15 protein-coding genes are annotated in these 15,952 nt (G+C 58.3%); 4 read left to right on the forward strand and 11 right to left on the reverse strand.

Features of this window, described 5'->3' with window-relative positions:
- Nucleotides 1-35 precede the first annotated feature (35 nt).
- The 8 genes from M0D66_RS32830 to M0D66_RS32865 all read right to left on the reverse strand — a co-directional run bounded on the left by M0D66_RS32830 (nt 36) and on the right by M0D66_RS32865 (nt 7,855).
- The gene (locus tag M0D66_RS32830; protein ID WP_200617711.1) at nt 36-1,049 is read right to left on the reverse strand and encodes a porin; all 1,014 of its coding nucleotides are present in this window, start codon (nt 1,047-1,049) and stop codon (nt 36-38) included.
- Between the two features lie 268 nt (nt 1,050-1,317).
- Entirely contained in the window at nt 1,318-2,325 is a 1,008-nt protein-coding gene (locus M0D66_RS32835) for an amidohydrolase family protein (RefSeq protein ID WP_200653249.1), read from the reverse strand.
- Nucleotides 2,326-2,382: 57 nt separating this feature from the next.
- Nucleotides 2,383-3,369, reverse strand: coding sequence for an ABC transporter substrate-binding protein (locus M0D66_RS32840; RefSeq protein WP_200617714.1), 987 nt, complete (start codon nt 3,367-3,369; stop codon nt 2,383-2,385).
- 70 nt (nt 3,370-3,439) lie between these two features.
- Nucleotides 3,440-4,153: a 4-carboxy-4-hydroxy-2-oxoadipate aldolase/oxaloacetate decarboxylase gene (locus tag M0D66_RS32845; RefSeq protein WP_211705726.1), complete on the reverse strand. Its 714-nt coding sequence runs from the start codon at nt 4,151-4,153 to the stop codon at nt 3,440-3,442.
- A gap of 37 nt (nt 4,154-4,190) precedes the next feature.
- Nucleotides 4,191-5,165: a tripartite tricarboxylate transporter substrate binding protein gene (locus M0D66_RS32850; protein WP_211705727.1), complete on the reverse strand. Its 975-nt coding sequence runs from the start codon at nt 5,163-5,165 to the stop codon at nt 4,191-4,193.
- A gap of 749 nt (nt 5,166-5,914) precedes the next feature.
- Complete coding sequence (locus M0D66_RS32855) at nt 5,915-6,433, reverse strand: hypothetical protein (protein ID WP_093634346.1); 519 nt, start codon at nt 6,431-6,433, stop codon at nt 5,915-5,917.
- 223 nt (nt 6,434-6,656) lie between these two features.
- Nucleotides 6,657-7,136 (reverse strand): nuclear transport factor 2 family protein, encoded by a 480-nt coding sequence (locus tag M0D66_RS32860; protein WP_093634345.1) that lies wholly within the window; start codon nt 7,134-7,136, stop codon nt 6,657-6,659.
- A gap of 17 nt (nt 7,137-7,153) precedes the next feature.
- A complete protein-coding gene (locus tag M0D66_RS32865) occupies nt 7,154-7,855 on the reverse strand; it encodes a TetR/AcrR family transcriptional regulator (protein ID WP_211699855.1) in 702 nt (233 codons plus the stop codon).
- 107 nt (nt 7,856-7,962) lie between these two features.
- Here M0D66_RS32865 and M0D66_RS32870 point away from each other — a divergent pair, with 107 nt between their 5' ends.
- Nucleotides 7,963-8,613 carry a YceI family protein gene (locus M0D66_RS32870; protein ID WP_266212574.1) on the forward strand — a complete coding sequence of 217 codons (651 nt, stop codon included), beginning with the start codon at nt 7,963-7,965 and terminating at the stop codon, nt 8,611-8,613.
- A 56-nt stretch (nt 8,614-8,669) separates the two neighbouring features.
- Here M0D66_RS32870 and tdh read toward each other — a convergent pair whose 3' ends face one another.
- Both tdh and M0D66_RS32880 read right to left on the reverse strand, forming a co-directional pair.
- The gene (gene tdh / locus M0D66_RS32875; RefSeq protein ID WP_028195988.1) at nt 8,670-9,701 is read right to left on the reverse strand and encodes an L-threonine 3-dehydrogenase; all 1,032 of its coding nucleotides are present in this window, start codon (nt 9,699-9,701) and stop codon (nt 8,670-8,672) included.
- Between the two features lie 13 nt (nt 9,702-9,714).
- Nucleotides 9,715-10,914 carry a glycine C-acetyltransferase gene (locus M0D66_RS32880; protein WP_093634342.1) on the reverse strand — a complete coding sequence of 400 codons (1,200 nt, stop codon included), beginning with the start codon at nt 10,912-10,914 and terminating at the stop codon, nt 9,715-9,717.
- A 175-nt stretch (nt 10,915-11,089) separates the two neighbouring features.
- Between M0D66_RS32880 and M0D66_RS32885 the strand changes: the two genes are divergently transcribed.
- The 3 genes from M0D66_RS32885 (at nt 11,090) to M0D66_RS32895 (ending at nt 13,363) form a co-directional block, all read left to right on the forward strand.
- Nucleotides 11,090-11,716 (forward strand): helix-turn-helix domain-containing protein, encoded by a 627-nt coding sequence (locus tag M0D66_RS32885; protein ID WP_093634341.1) that lies wholly within the window; start codon nt 11,090-11,092, stop codon nt 11,714-11,716.
- Nucleotides 11,717-11,831: 115 nt separating this feature from the next.
- Nucleotides 11,832-12,230, forward strand: coding sequence for a DUF2471 family protein (locus tag M0D66_RS32890; protein WP_093634340.1), 399 nt, complete (start codon nt 11,832-11,834; stop codon nt 12,228-12,230).
- A gap of 65 nt (nt 12,231-12,295) precedes the next feature.
- Nucleotides 12,296-13,363 carry a tyrosine-type recombinase/integrase gene (locus tag M0D66_RS32895; RefSeq protein WP_093634339.1) on the forward strand — a complete coding sequence of 356 codons (1,068 nt, stop codon included), beginning with the start codon at nt 12,296-12,298 and terminating at the stop codon, nt 13,361-13,363.
- 87 nt (nt 13,364-13,450) lie between these two features.
- Here the strand turns inward: M0D66_RS32895 and M0D66_RS32900 are convergent, their stop codons facing one another.
- Nucleotides 13,451-14,656 (reverse strand): DNA-binding protein, encoded by a 1,206-nt coding sequence (locus M0D66_RS32900; protein WP_266212576.1) that lies wholly within the window; start codon nt 14,654-14,656, stop codon nt 13,451-13,453.
- Nucleotides 14,657-15,952: the final 1,296 nt, after the last annotated feature.

Below are 15,952 nucleotides of genomic sequence, written 5' to 3' on the forward strand. Positions count from 1 at the left end.
ATGCTCACACTCCTGATCGGAAGAACCATTGCTTGTCAGAACAGGTGGTTAATGCCTACCGAAAAAGCCGACTGGTGAGGAATACCGTTTGCATTGAGCGTCTTGTTGGTGATGTAGCTGCCGCTAAATTTGATGTAATCCACCTCAGCATAGAGGCGCGTCTGTTTCGACAGCGCATAGGTAACGCTCGCAATACCCTGACTGCGCTTCCCGCTCGAGTTCGGCAAATCGGTGATGTAGTAAGCGCCTCCGAGGCGCACGAACGGATTCAGATCGTACGTGATACCCCCCCAGTAGTTCAGCGTGCGGACGTCAGCTGCGGGCGGGGTCGCGTCCTGGTTTTCGTTCATGTATCCGCCAGCAAAGCGCAAAGCGCCGAACTTCAGCTCCGCGCCCGCCGTGAAATAGTTGTCCGGTTGATACGTGGTACCAACCTGTATCGTGCGATATTCGTATGCGCCGCCGACATTCAGCCACCCCCACTTATACTGGACGCCCAGGCCGCGAGCAGAACCGGCATTGAAGTCGCCTGCAACACCGCCGAATGAATTCTCTGCGCGGAAACGGAACGGCCCATACTCACCGCTGTATTTCGCATCGTTGTTGAAGCGGAAGCCGTCGGTAGCCGGCGTCACTGGCGTGATCGCCGGGTATGAGAAATTGAATGGATCGTAGTCGAACACCACGTCGTGGGCGACTGTGTACTGACGGCCAAAGTTGACCGAGCCAAACCATCCACCGAGACCCACATACGCGCCCCGGTTGAACAGGACGCCAGTGGTATTGTCGAGTGCGCCATTGCCGAGGTTGAAGCCGCTCTCCAACTGGAAGTGAGCGTCATAGCCACCGCCCAGATCTTCCCGACCGACAAAATCGATGCGGTTGGATGTGAACAGGCCATTCGAGTTCATCGAAAACTGATTTCCGGCTTTTGAATTCGTATAGCGGATGCCGCCGTCTATATCGCCGGCGAGCGTCACACTCGATTGTGCGTGGACCACGCTGGCGATTGGGACTATGGCGAGAAGCAGCGCAATATTCTTTATCATGCGGTCTCCGTAATATATATACCGGATATTCACCAGATGACGTCGGCCCCAACCAATGGAGGACCTGATCAATTGATTTTCTGTTGAATCATGGATCAGCCCAGGTGGACCATCCTTCCGCCACATATATCGGTATGCTTATTATTCTCCATGATGCATTTCATCGTTTGTCTCCACGCTGTAGTCCGAACCGCAGACTCAGCTTTTCTGATTGTATGGGCGACGTTCTGAGAGGAAGTCGCACTCATCCGATACCTACTACTTCAACTTACTGCTTCATCCTGCTGTAAACCTTCTGCGCATTGGCGCTAAAAATCTTCCGCTTGTCATCCGTGCTCAACCATGCGACCTGATCGATATAGCGACGGGTATCGTCGAAATAGTGACCGGTCTCGGGATCGATACCGCGCACCGCGCCTACCATCTCGGACGCGAAAAGGATGTTGTCGGCAGGGATGACCTTCGTCAGCAGATCAATACCTGCCTGGTGATACACACAGGTATCGAAATACACGTTGTTGAGCAGCAGTTCGCTGAGTGGCGGCAAGCCCATGTCCTGCGCCAGACCACGGTAACGTCCCCAGTGATAGGGCACTGCGCCGCCGCCATGTGGAATCACGAATCGTAGCGTCGGAAAGTCCTTGAACAGTTTCGAAGTGAGAAACTGCATGAATGCGGTGGTGTCACCGTTGATGTAATGCGCGCCAGTCGCGTGGAAATTGGGATTGCACGAGCCACTTACGTGAATCATGGCCGGTACGTCGAGATCCACCATTTTTTCGTAAAGGGGATACCACCACTTGTCGAACAGCGGTGGATCGGCCCAATGGCCACCAGACGGGTCCGGATTCAGATTGCAACCGATGAACCCGAACTCTTCGACGCAGCGGGTGAGTTCCGCAATGCAGTTGTCGGGACGAACGCCTGGGCTTTGGGGCAGTTGGCATACGCTGACAAAGTTTTGCGGATAGAGCTCACTGACGCGATAGATAAGCTCGTTGCAATGCTCCGTCCAGTGGCGGCTTGTTGTCTCATTCCCGATGTGATGGCCCATGCCGACCGCACGCGGCGAAAAGATCGTGCGATCGGTGCCGCGCTCGCGCTGGATCTTGAGTTGCGCGGTTTCGAGGCTTTCGCGAATCTCGTCGTCACTGATGTTCAGATCGCCCTTCTCCGGCTCATGGTCCTGCCCGCACAAACAGCCAATCTGATGCTTACGGAATTCGTCCAGCTGGCGCGGTGCGGTGGTGTAATGCCCATGACAGTCGATGATCATTCCGATTGTTCCTCTTTGTTGAAACCAGGGCGCCTGGCGGTGTGATGCGTGGTCGGATCAGACCGCCTGTGGATCGACAAACAGCTCGTTGATGCTGTAATGCTTTGGCAACAGTCCCTGCTGATACGAGTACTGAATCAGTGCCTCGATCGCGGGACGGTTTGGCGCAATACCGAGCGGCAGTGGATCGCCGACGATCTCCGACATTGCCTGGTAGTGCCGATCGGTATCGGAGTTGGCGATGCCGTACTTCAGTTGCTCCAGCCACAATTCTTTCGATTTGACGAACGCGTCGAATAGCGATTTCGCCAGCCACGGATGCGCAGCGAGCAATTCGTCCTTGACGACGATCAGGCCGTGAACCGGATAGATGCCCGTGCGGTAGTACCAGTCCCTTTCCGCTGCAAGCGTGTCCGGAAACATCTCGATATAGCTCGGCGCCCGTTGCACGCTGGATGCATCCCATCCTTCCTTGGGCGCGCCCGAGCGCCCAATACCGGCTGGCCCAGTGAATGCGGCCTGCAGGCTACCGTCCGCCATCATGTTGACGAGTGACTGTCCTTCCGGTGCGTGCACGACATTCGGCGGCAAGCGCAACGACGTCACATGCTCTTCGTCGTCGACCACCCACGTCACCTTTGAAACATCGACACCGTAGTCGTTCTGCAGAATGCCGCGCGTCCAGATTCCCGTGGACACCGAATACGCCCGCACGCCCACCTTCTTGCCTTCGAGATCTTTAGGCTCACTGATGCCCGAGTCGCTGCGAAAGACAAACCCGCCATGATGAAAGCGGCGGAACACGAACACTGGCAGGGCCTTGAACGGCGCGCCGGCCGCGCGCGCGATCATGTAAGTGGCAGGCGCCATTTCGCACACGTCGAATTCGACGTCTCGCACCATGCGGCGGAAAGCGGCGATGATCGGACTGATTTCGACGAAGTCAGGTGCGACGCCTTCAATCGGCGCGCGACCGTCCTTAACTGCAGCCGTGTGTCCATAAGTGGCAATTGCGATCTTGAGCGGGAGATTCTCGTTTTGCATGAGTCGTTTCCGTTTAGGGTTGGGCTATTCGGCCAGAGACCGGCCGCAAAATTCGGAAGGATGCGGTATGTCAGCTGGCCGCGTCGAGTTTCATCGCGTCCTCGTACGTATCGACGTAGGTCAGCCCAAGCTTTTCGAGCTGCGGACGCATTGCATTGATATCGAGTGACAGCTCACCCGCTTTCAGGCGCTCGCGCGAGCGGCTTTCCTTTTCAAGGCGCTGTGCCGACGCCCTGGCCACTGTTTCAGCAATTGCACACGGTACGATCACCACGCCATCGTCATCGGCCACTACGACATCGCCCGCGTGCACTGTTACGCCGGCACACACGACTGGCATGTTGACGTTACCCAACACGGCCTTGACCGTCCCTTTCGCCGAGATCGCGCGCGACCAGACCGGAAAGCCCATGTCCTTCAACGGACCCACGTCGCGGCAGCCCGCGTCGATCACGAGGCCCGCTGCGCCATGGCTTTGCATTGACGTGCCAAGCAGCTCGCCGAACATGCCGTCAGTGTTGTCGGCCGTCACCCCGACAACCATGATGTCGCCCGGCCGACATTGTTCGATGCCAACGTGAATCATCCAGTTGTCGCCGGGTTGGGCGAGCACCGTGACTGCGCTACCGGTTGCGGCGGCGCCTGGATAGATCGGCCGCATGTAGGGCTTCATCAGTCCAATGCGCCCCATCGCTTCATGCACAGTCGCAGTACCGGCAGTACGCAGAATGTCGATTACATCCTTGCTTGCCCGATCAAATTTTCGTACTACTACGGTTTTCATGGCATCGACTCCTATTGGTCGAATAATGCTCAATTCCTCATTGAAGCTGGATACTTGCCCTCTGGATGACGCCCTTCCATTTTTCCTGATCGGCTTTCACGCGCGCCGTCATTTCGGCAGGCGTGCTCGACTGCGCTTCAGCACCGAGATCGAGCAGCTTTTTCTTTACGTCCGGCGAAGAGACTGCTGCGGCGACGTCCTTGGCCAGCGCGTTGACGATCGCGTCCGGTGTATTCCCAGGCAGACTCAAGCCATTCCACGACGTAGCCTCATAGCCTTTCAGACCGCTCTCGGACATTGTCGGCACATCAGGTAATCCGGAGAACCGTTTGCCGCCGGTCACGGCGAGCGGAGTCAACGCCTTCGACGTGATCTGGCCAATCACGGACGGCATGATCTCGAACGCGGCCTGAACCTGATTGCCGCGCAGCGCGGTGACGACCTGGCTGGTCGAATCGTATGGCACCACCTGGGCGTCGATACCCGCCATCGACTTGAACAGATCGGCGGCGAGATTTTGCGTGCTGCCAGTCGAGATCGTGCCGATATTCATCTTTCCAGGATGAGTCTTCGCATAAACGATCAGGTCGGCAACAGACTTGTATGGCGAACTTCCGTTGACGAGCAGCACAAGATCAAAGAACGAAATCGTCGACACATGCTTGAAGTCCCCCATCGAGTACGGCAGGTTCTTGAATAGTTGTGTCGCCACTGCCGTGCCATTGCCTAGCAGAAATGCGGTGTACCCGTCCGGCTTGCCGTGAGCGACCAGCGTCGCTGAATTGACGAAGCCTGCGCCGGGCCGATTCAGGATGACGACCGACGCCTTGGTCAGTGCGGTCATTTTTTGCGCAAAAATGCGCGCTGTCAGATCGCCGGCGCCTCCCGGACCATACGGTACGACGATCGTAATCGTGCGGCTCGGATAGTCGTCTGCGAATGCATTCAGGGATGAAATCAGGCACAGCGCGGCCAAACACAGCCGCAGATAGCGAGCTATCTCGCAAGGCATGTCGTCTCCTTTATTGATTGCGGTACCGTTTTCCCGCAACACTTTAATAATCATCGGAAGCGACACTACCGCTTGAGCATCTGCACAAAACATCTTCAGCGGCTTTGACAGCGGGGAATTTCATCCCAGGGCTTCGCCTCGGACTTTCGATGAAGCTCGTTGCGCCGCCGCGCTAAAGGCTTGCTTCCGTTGATTGAATCGTCTCACTGGGACCCAGCAACGTCTATTGAATAAAAGCCGCGACGAGTTAACCGTTTGGTAAAGTCGTAAGCAGATTCGCGCGAGGGAGGTGGGTAAGACCGCTGCGCCTAAACGTGTTCTGTTGCCGAGGCCTCAAATGCATGAAAACGCTCAAACTCAATGAGGCGGTGCAATCACGTGTCGAGGTGAGGCTTTTCGGGATGGTGAGGAGTTCCAGGAGCTGACCGTCGGCGGCCATGACCAAGACTCCCTGGAAATCCTCACCTTATTTCAGGTGCGTGCTCAACGCGGCGATTCCTCACCTCCTGGAATCGCTCACCTTTTGCGAGCGCTCTCCTGGAACTCCTCACCTTGGCGTGGTTTTGCTTGCTCCTACGGTGCAGTTCAGCCCGCGGTACGACTCACCTCTCGCTGATATGGCGACATCTCCTGGAACGGCTCACCTCTCACCGACGTGATGTGATGCGCCCTGGAAAAGCTCACCTTTCGTTGAGGTCGTTGCGTCTCCTGGAATTCCTCACCATCCTGGAATCGCTCACCTTTGCAGACTAGAACTTCACCTTCACCTGAAACCCGATCGTGAATGGAAGATTGTCCGAGGGGATCGGCGGGATCACAATGAAGTTAGCCCCAACGCGCTTGTAGTCGACCATCACGATCGGCGCGACCACCGGCCCGATCGTGTGGTTGCGGCCGAGACCCCAGTTGCCGTAGTTATAGCCCGAGATAATCCCGCCGATCGCCGCGATCCGCACAATGCCCCAGTGCGCGAACTCGGGCGCCCAGACACCGCCGCCATAATAAGAAGGGCGCCGCAGCGAATTGCGGAAGCCGCCGGCAGTCACCGCCCATTGATTGTTGAGCCAGCATTCGACGCCAAGGCCAGGATTGAACTGCTCGAAATGGGTATTGGGGTCGGGATTGATGTGATACGAGCCAAGCATGGCGTCGACCCATATGCCGCCCTCGCACCAGTTGCCCGCATGCGCAGCGGACGCTGCGGCGAGGCTCGCGACGAGCGCTACGGCCGCGTGTCGAATCTGCTTTTTTGTCTGACGAAAATGCATGTATTCTCCGCCACCGATCGAACGCCGGTGTCATCTGTGTTCTAGGTATTCTTGCTTGTCGTCCGTCGCGCACTGTACCTCAACCCGTACTGGCGATGTGGAGGACACGCTCGGGCGCGCGGGCACGGGACGTGCCCCACGACGCAGACGCAACGATAACGGAGAACCGATGGCAGAGCGGTGAACACACGGCACGTGTCCACCTTCGATCGCTGGGAGAGGTCTAAAGGCCGAGGTCGGACAAGCCGGGATGGTCGTCAGGACGGCGGCCGAGCGGCCAATGATAAAGACGGTCGGCCTCGCGGATCGGCAGGTCGTTGATGCTGGCATGCCGGCGCGCCATCAGCCCGTGCTCATCGAACTCCCAATTCTCATTACCGTATGAACGGAACCAGTTGTTGGAGTCGTCGTGCCATTCGTAAGCGAAGCGCACAGCGATGCGGTTATCTGTGAATGCCCATAGTTCCTTGATCAGGCGGTAGTCGAGTTCCTTTGCCCATTTGCGGCGCAACAGGCCGACGATCTCCGCTCGGCCATGCGTGAACTCGGCACGGTTGCGCCAGACGCTATCCGGTGTGTATGCGAGCGACACGCGTTCGGGGTCGCGGGTATTCCAGCCGTCTTCCGCGGCGCGTACCTTCTGGATCGCGGTTTCGCGTGTGAAGGGCGGAAGAGGCGGGCGGGTTTCGATCGAGTCAGCCATGGTGTGTGTTTCCTCAGTCAGGTTTCTGTGCGCCGGGATGGCGGTCGTTTGCTTCGGGCTTCACTTGGGGACTTGCTCGCGGACTTACCTGCGAGTGGGTTCGATTCGCTTGCGGACTCGGTATTGAGCAAGGCTTCGGCGGCGGCTCGCGCGTCGAGCGCGGCGTCGGCCTCGCCGCTCACCAGCGCCACGGCAATGGCGCCGTCGAGCAGGATCAGCCATTGGCGCGACAAGCGCGCGGTGCGGCGCGCGTCCATGCCCGATTCGGCCGCGTAGTCATCGCACTGGGTTCGCACGAACACGAGCAGGCGCTCCTTGTGTTCACGCGCGACGATCCGGATCGGATCCTCCGCGGAGGCGATTTCGCCGGCCGCGTTCAGAAACGCGCAACCGTGAAAGTCCTCCGACGCAAACCATTCGCGCAGCACATCGAACATGCCGAGCAGGTGTGCGCGTGCAGTCTTGCCGTGCTGCAACGTGCCCGCGATAAACCAGTTCATCCAGCGTTCGTCGCGCCGCTCCAGCGCGGCCGCGACAAGCGCGTCTTTCGATTCGAAGTGCGTGTAAAAGCTCTTACGCGCAGTACCAGATTGCTTGACGATCGCATCGACACCGGTGGCATGGATACCGCCGGCGTAGATCAACGCCTCCGCGGCATCGAGCAGCCTTTCACGCGCGCTGCCGGATGCAAGCAATTCAGTTGGGGTTTGAGTAGCCATGTGCGAAGGGTAGAACGATCATTCTCCTTCGTCAAGTTTTTGTGCGCTTCGGCGGATTGCTGCGCTTGCTGTTATCGTGATGCTGGTCGACCAACCGGACGAATTCCATGAGCTTCCCTGTTGTCCGCATCACCTTGGTACGCGCGTTGCTCAGCGCAGCGCTGCTGACTTCGATGGCCTGCACGCCTTTGCAAGTGCTTACCCATACGGTCAGCCAGAACGAAGCACGCGTGCCGCCTGGCCGCTACGATCTCGATCGGGACCATTGCAGCATCACCTTCGACATCGATCACTTCAAGTACTCGCGCTTTACGATGCGCTTCGATCGCAGGCAGGGGCAACTCGACTGGAACCAAGGCGGGATGGACAAGAGCAGCGTCGCGATTACGATCGATGCCGCGAGCATCGATACGAATGTGCCGCTACTCGACAAGATGGTGAAAAGCGACAGCATGCTCGACGTCGCGCGCTATCCTGAGCTGCGCTTCGTCAGCACGCACTTTGAGCGCACCGGCGATTCGCGCGGCACGTTGACCGGCGATCTGACGATTCACGGCGTGACGCAACCTGTGACGCTCGATGTGACCTTCAACGGCTTCGCGCCCGATCCGCTCACGAAAAAAGATACACTCGGCTTTTCCGCGGAAGGGCATTTCAGCCGCGCGAAGTTCGGTTTGTCGACATGGTATCCGGCTGTCGGCGACGATATTCATGTGCGTATTCAGGCTGAGTTCGAAAAAACGCCCGCAGGCGCGTGAGCGCGGTGCGGGCGTTTTGTTTCAGCAGTTGCGCTTGAATGCAGCGCTTTTTCAAATCATGCAGCGGTCCAGTCGAGAATGACCTTGCCGCTCTCGCCTGAGAGCATCGTGGCGAACGCTTCCTGATAATCGTCGACCTTGAAGTGGTGCGTGAGGATCGGCGACAGATCCAAACCACTCTGCAGCATCGCGACCATCTTGTACCAGGTCTCGAACATCTCGCGGCCATAAATGCCCTTGATTTCGAGGCCTTTGAAGATCACCTGGGTCCAGTCGATAGCGGTCTGCGCAGGCGGAATGCCGAGCAGCGCAATCTTGCCGCCGTGGTTCATCGCTTCGAGCATGCTGGTGAAAGCGCTCGGCACGCCTGACATTTCCAGCCCGACGTCGAAACCTTCGGCCATGTGCAGATCAGCCATCACGTCGCGCAACGATTCACGCGAGACGTTAACCGCACGCGTCGCGCCCATCTTGCGCGCGAGTTCGAGGCGATAGTCGTTGACGTCGGTAATCACCACATTGCGTGCGCCAACATGTTTCGCAATCGCTACCGCCATGATGCCGATGGGCCCGGCGCCGGTAATCAGCACGTCTTCGCCGACCAGGTTGAACGACAGCGCCGTATGCGTTGCGTTGCCGAACGGATCGAAGATCGCGGCGAGATCGTCGGAGATTTCAGGCGGGATCTTGAACGCGTTGAACGCGGGAATCACGAGGTATTCGGCGAATGCGCCTTCGCGATTCACACCAACGCCCACCGTATTGCGGCACAGATGCCGGCGTCCTGCACGACAGTTGCGACAGAATCCGCAGGTGATATGCCCTTCGCCCGACACGCGATCGCCGATCGCAAAGCCGCGCACTTCCTGACCCATCTCGACGATTTCGCCGACGTATTCGTGGCCGACATGCATCGGTACGGGAATCGTCTTTTGCGCCCAGTCGTCCCATTTCCAGATGTGGATATCGGTGCCGCAAATCGCGGTGCGCGTGATGCGGATCATCACGTCGTTGTGACCGACTTCGGGTTTCTTCACATCCGTCAGCGTGAGGCCCGGTGCGCGTTCGAGTTTTGCCAATGCTTTCATATGCGCCTCCGCTTCAGATGACACCGAGTTGACGGCCGACGCGCGCAAATGCGTCGACAGCTCGATCGATTTGTTCCGGCGTGTGCGCGGCGCTCATTTGCGTGCGAATGCGTGCGCGGCCTTTGGGCACCACGGGGAACGAGAAGCCGATCACGTATACGCCTTCCTTCAACAACGCGTCGGCCATGTTCGATGCGAGTTGCGCGTCGCCCAGCATGACCGGAATGATCGGGTGTTCGCCGGGCACGAGCGTGAAGCCGAGCGCGCTCATCGCGCGGCGGAAATGCGCGCCGTTTTCGCGGACGCGCGCACGCAGTTGCGCGCCTTCGTCACTGGCGAGCAATTCGAGTACTTTCAGCGAAGCGGCGGCGATGCTCGGTGTCAGCGTGTTGGAGAACAGATAGGGACGCGAGCGTTGACGCAGCAAATCGATGACTTCCTGGCGCGCTGCAACGTAGCCGCCCGATGCGCCGCCCAATGCCTTACCAAGTGTGCCGGTAATGATGTCGACGCGCGACAGCACACCGCAATGTTCCGGCGTGCCGCGCCCATGTTCGCCGACGAAACCGACCGCGTGCGAATCGTCGACCATCACGAGTGCGCCGTAGCGGTCGGCGAGATCGCAAATGCCTGCGAGGTCGGCGATGATGCCGTCCATCGAGAAGACGCCGTCGGTAGCGATCAGCTTGAAGCGTGCGCCGGCGGCATCCGCTTCTTTCAGCCTGGCTTCGAGATCCACGAGGTCATTGTTCTTGTAGCGAAAGCGCTTCGCCTTCGACAGCCGCACACCGTCGATGATGCTCGCGTGGTTCAACTCGTCGCTGATGATGGCGTCGTTGTCGTCGAGCAAGGTTTCGAACAGACCGCCGTTCGCATCAAAACAGCTGGAGTAGAGAATGCAGTCGTCAGTTTGCAGAAATGCGGCCAACGCTTTTTCGAGATCCTTGTGCACTGTTTGCGTGCCGCAAATGAAGCGCACCGACGCCATGCCGAAGCCGTCGTTATCCAGGCCTTGTTTCGCGGCCTCGATCAGGCGTTCGTCGTTGGCCAGACCAAGATAGTTGTTCGCGCAGAAATTCAGCACTTCCGTGCCGTTCGCAAGACGCACGTCAGCCGACTGGGGGCTGGCGATCACGCGCTCGTTCTTGTAAAAACCGTCGGCGCGGATCTGCTCGAGTGTGCCGCGCAGATGGGCGAGGTAAAGGTCACGCATGAACCAGACTCCTGAAAGGGTGGTGCACCCCGACATGTCCAGCACATGTCCGGCACTTGCGGCATGTTCGACGTCGAGGCGGGCTGTTATAGTCGGTTGTCAGTTTTATCGGATATTTTCGTTTTTCCGAACTAAAATCCGGTATGTCGAACAACTCTAAACGATAGGTCAGTAAATGGCAAGTTCGGGAATCCGCCGCGCAGCAGCCAACGCGGCACCCATTTCAGGCGCGAGTCCGGTCCCGGCGATCGCTGCGCCGCCTCGCGTCGGCGAGCAGATTCAGCGTCTGCGCGCCGAACGGCGCATGACGCTCGACGACCTGTCGCGCGCGGCCGGCGTGTCGAAATCGATGCTCTCGGAAATCGAGCGCGACAAGGCCAATCCGACGATCGCGGTCGCGTGGCGTCTGACGAACGCCCTCGGCGTCAGTCTCGATTCACTGTTCGCGCCGCAGAAGGCGCCGGAGGCGATTGCCGTCTCCGGTCCGCACGACATCCCGACTTTGAGCGGGCACGAGGCCAAGTATCAGTTGCGAGTCTGGGGTCCGATCGAATTGGCCGGCAAGTTCGAGTGGTACGAGTTGACGTTGCAGCCGGGTGGGGCGCTGGTGTCGAACGCGCACGAACCCGGCACGCGTGAGCATTTGACGGTGCTGCAGGGATCGATAGAGATCGAGGCGGCGGGCGCGACGAAGCGGCTCAAGGCCGCGGACACCGCGCGCTATGTCGCCGACGAGCCGCACGCAATCCGCAACGCCGGAAAGGGCGAGGCGAAAGCATTGCTAGTGGTGATTCACGGCTGAGGGGTAGGCGCACCGTTGCAGGTTGATGTCTGAATTGGACTGAATTGTCCGTTCGGCCGAGGTTGCGCGAGACACTGTATATTTGTACAGTACAGGGTGTCGACTGGAGCCGATAATGAACGACCTGACCACCGAACAAGCCGAGCATGCTCTGGCCGCGCTGCGCTATCAAACCGCGGCGCGCGATCTTGAACACATCGTGCGCAACATCGCCGCGCGCTACATCGTCCAGCAGGTGCCGCTCTCGTGGCGCCTGCTTCATGCAATCGAAGCCGAAGCGTTGGCAGACCTCGGGTTTGCGAGCCGGCACGACGCGATCATGCTCGGGCTCTTCCAACGGCCGTCCGAGTTGCCTTATCCGGAAACGGATGAGGCGGTGGATTTTGGTACATCCACGGCATTGCCTGCAGTATTTGCCTTTGCCGTCTCGGCCTATGAAGAGGCGGCACGGCGCGCAGCGCAACCCACTTCTAAAGACGCGCCGCTAAAGCACGCACGGGCGTGGGGCGACTGACTCAGGCGCTGTACTTTCATCGGTTGCCACCTACACAATATGCGCAACTAACGGAAGAATAGCCTATGTCGCCTCCTAATCTGTCCGACCCGGTTCCACGCCCTGCACCGTCAACGGATCTCTTCGATCAGGAACGGGAAGACTGGCGCCGCGATCCGCAAATCGCGTTCGACGCGTGGCTTGCCAAGCAACATTTCAGACGCTCTTCTGCTGAAGTCTATCAAGCACAGTGGGGGCTTTTCCTCGACTGGCTTGCGGTTCGCCAAAAGAGTCTGGTCACGGTCGACACGCAAACCATCGCCGAATTCGTGGCCGGCCTTGAGATCCGAAAACCGCAACGTGTCCGGTATTTGCGGCTCATTGAACGGGTGCTGGATCACGTGCGCGAAATCGAATCCGCGTCGACCAATCCTGCACGCTTCATTGCTCAGGATGGCGAAGCAGCATGGCGGAATGCACGCGATAACGAGCCGACCGGGTTTCTCAATCATGCAGAACGCGCAGCGCTCATTGCGCATCTGTTTTCGCCGTTGCCGGTTTTGTCCATTGCGCAGCGCTGGAGAGAGCGGCGTGACCGCGCGTTGATCGCTGTGTTTCTCGGCGGCGGTATCAAGACCGGGGAAGCGGCAGCACTTACGGTTAGTTGCGTGAACGTCGGATCGCCGTGGGTCACAATCGAGTCCTCGAATCCGATGCTGACGCGCCGTACCCGGCTCGCACCCTTCGCGGCGGCCGTTCTCGACGCTTGGCTTGCGGAACGGCGCCTTTCCGAACTGGCCGGCAATCTGGTCTTTCCCGCTTCGCCTTCAGGACGCCCAATGCACAAGGCGACCATGCTGCGCGGCGTCGATGCGTTGATCGACGCCGCAGGCATCGCCGCGTCCCGAGCCTCACGCGCCAGTCCGCAAACTTTGCGCAACACCTTCGCGGCAGATCTATTCGAGAGTGGAGTTGAGGCGGAACAGGTCGGGCAATGGCTGGGATTTGTCCAGGCCGTGTCTGCCAACCGTTTGTACCGGGCATGGCAAAGGTGGATGGATCAGCAGGATTCGCCAACAGTGGATAAACCGGATCCAGCTGCTCCGCCATTGCCCGCGCCTAGGCGTGACGGGCGTTTGACGAGGAAAGGGTGAGTGAACGGGTCCTGAAAATACTCACCCATCAGGTCCCGAATTTCCTCACCTTTGGCGATTTATCTGTTATGACGCGTGCGCCGAGGGTCACGCCGATGCTGCAATCGAGCCACTCGACAAAAACCGGCTAACCGCCTCCAGCCTTGATTCGCCGGGTCCTGATGAGTGATCGCATTCCGGACACTGCAGCTCGAAGCGGTGATCCACTTGCGACAACTCGGGCTCACCTTCCTCACATTTTGGGCAACGCAGCGGCAACGTGACATGGCCGTCCGCCGCAGTACCGATCGCTGATAGCTCGTCGGTCGTGAGCCTGCCGGCTTCGACTAGCGAACACAACAGGTTCGCGACGGCGGGATCGATGTCCTGCTGGCCGCGCAGCGCCGCGACTTCTTTCGTCAAAACATCCACTTCATCCGACTGCTCGCGCAGTTGCGCGTCGAGCCGATCGCCACGCGCCTTGGCTGCAGCGAGCTGCTGAATAAACTCGAATTCCTTGCGGCTGGCGTCACGCACCCCCGATTGGTAGGTGGCCGCCATGCTGCGCAAGGAATCGAGTTCGACCAGCATTGGCTTCACACGGCGCTCGGCTTCGGCGACGGCGTCCTTGATCTGTTGCGCATAGTGCTCGGTGCTTTGGCGCAATTCGACATGCAGCGCATCGATTCGGTCGCGGAGCGCCGCGTTCGTCGCCTGTTCGGTATCGAGGCGTTGGCGCAGCGTTTCGTTTTCGCCATCAAGTCGACGGACCGTGGCCTGCAAGCCTTCCTGGTGAGCAGTCCCATGTGTGGTGGCGCTGGATAGCTCAGTCTCGAGTGCGCGAACACGTTCCCACGCGGCTTCAGCTCTGAGTTCGCTGCGCTTGATCGCTTCTTCCGAAACGTCGCAGCGAATTTCCGCTTCCCGTGCGCGTTGGTCGGCGAGGGTGGCTTGGGCGCGAATTTCCTCGCGTTCGCTGTCGAGGGTAGAGCGGGCATGCACGACGGCTTCTTCGAAAAGGGCGCCTAATAATTCTCCGGCGCGATCTTCTAGTGCTTTCGGGATAGCGCCGGCGCCAACTTTGACGCGCGACACCGTTCGGATCCGTTCCCAGAAGTGGTCGATGTCCTTTGGGATGTCACTTGCACTGCCTGTTTGTGTCAGGTCGCGGACGGCCGCCATGGACGGGCGAATGCCCAAATCGAAGAAAAGTCGTTTGCAAGCATGCAGCGATAGTTCTTGCCGCCGTGCTCCGCTAGCCCTCAACGATTCAAGCTCGTCATGGATGGCTTGCCGTTCCTGGTCCAGATTCATGTATACCTCGATGTCACTCGAATTGGATGAATCATAACAATTTACGTATTGTTTGCTACGTATTTGTTGAGGACGAGTGTTATTTAGCCAATTGGCGTGTTTTGACGTTGCTGGTAGCTCACAAGATCGGAGCGAGCTTGGTTTTTCCGTGAAACAAAACGAAGACTAGCTAATAAGTTGTTGTAAATAAAGAAGTTTCAGTAGTTTCTTTTTGATCGCTCACTGTTTCACGCGGGCGTCATGGGAGCGGTTGGGGGTGAAGCAGTCTTGTCCGAAGGACGCGCGGGGAAAGTCTAGAGAGTAATAAAAGTAAACACCTTTGAACCCATGTTAAAAACGTTAACGCCATGGCAAACCCTTACCAGGTGGGCGTTCCAGCCCGGCAAGGTGAAGCTTTACGGGAGAGGTGGTGAGGTCTTGCGGGAGTGTTGAGTGATGAGGTTCGGGGGCCTCGGTGAGCAGGTCCGGGACAGAACGTGAGCGGGTTCAGGAGCTGCCCCAAAGTGTGGTTTCGCTAAAGGTGAGATTTTGCGGGACCTGAGCGACCGGGATCGCCCGGCAGCACTCAAAAGTAGGTGCGGAGCTCGATGGGCCTTAAGGTGAGCGCTTTCGGGACCACCGCGGCCGCCAATTTTTGACCTTATTTTGGCCTCGTTAACCCCATTGGTGAGTCAAGACAGGAGAAAACGCGAACTGAAGGTGAGACTTTCCGGGGCCGAGGCGTCATTTTTGCCTCAATTTTGTGCATTTGGACGCTTAAGGTGAGGGTTTGCGGGAGCTGAAGCTGATTTCGACCGAAATTCGGTTCGGTGCGTCGATGAGGTCGTCGATCACCCTTTGCGGAAAGGTGAGCGAATTCGGGAGACCTGGATCGAGGCGATAGCCGACTCGCCAAAAAAGCTGTTTTGGGCCTGAGGTGAGGTTTTTCGGGAGCCTTTTGGGACGTTTGTCTTCTCTAAGGTGAGGAAATACAGGACCGAAGTCGCCGCAATGGGCCGGAAAAGCCCTACTGACGCTGTCAGAGTCATTCTGATTTTGGGCCTGCGAAAATCTTAAGGTGAGGTTTTTCGGGGCCCTTTGGGTTGCGACCGGAAACGTCGAATTTCACTGAAAAGCTGTTAAAGGTGAGGATATACGGGAGCGTGTGCCCATGGCTCGGTGAATAGCGGTCTGATAAGTCAATGAAATCATTGGATAATTTTTGTGCGCTGCGCAAAGGTGAGGTTTTTCGGGGGGGCTTTTTCATACGCTGCGTAGGCCTGATTCGGACTCATAGGTGAGTCTTTTCGGGACTAT

Source organism: Paraburkholderia sp. SECH2 (assembly GCF_030464795.1).
Classification (GTDB): Bacteria; Pseudomonadota; Gammaproteobacteria; order Burkholderiales; family Burkholderiaceae; genus Paraburkholderia; species Paraburkholderia aspalathi.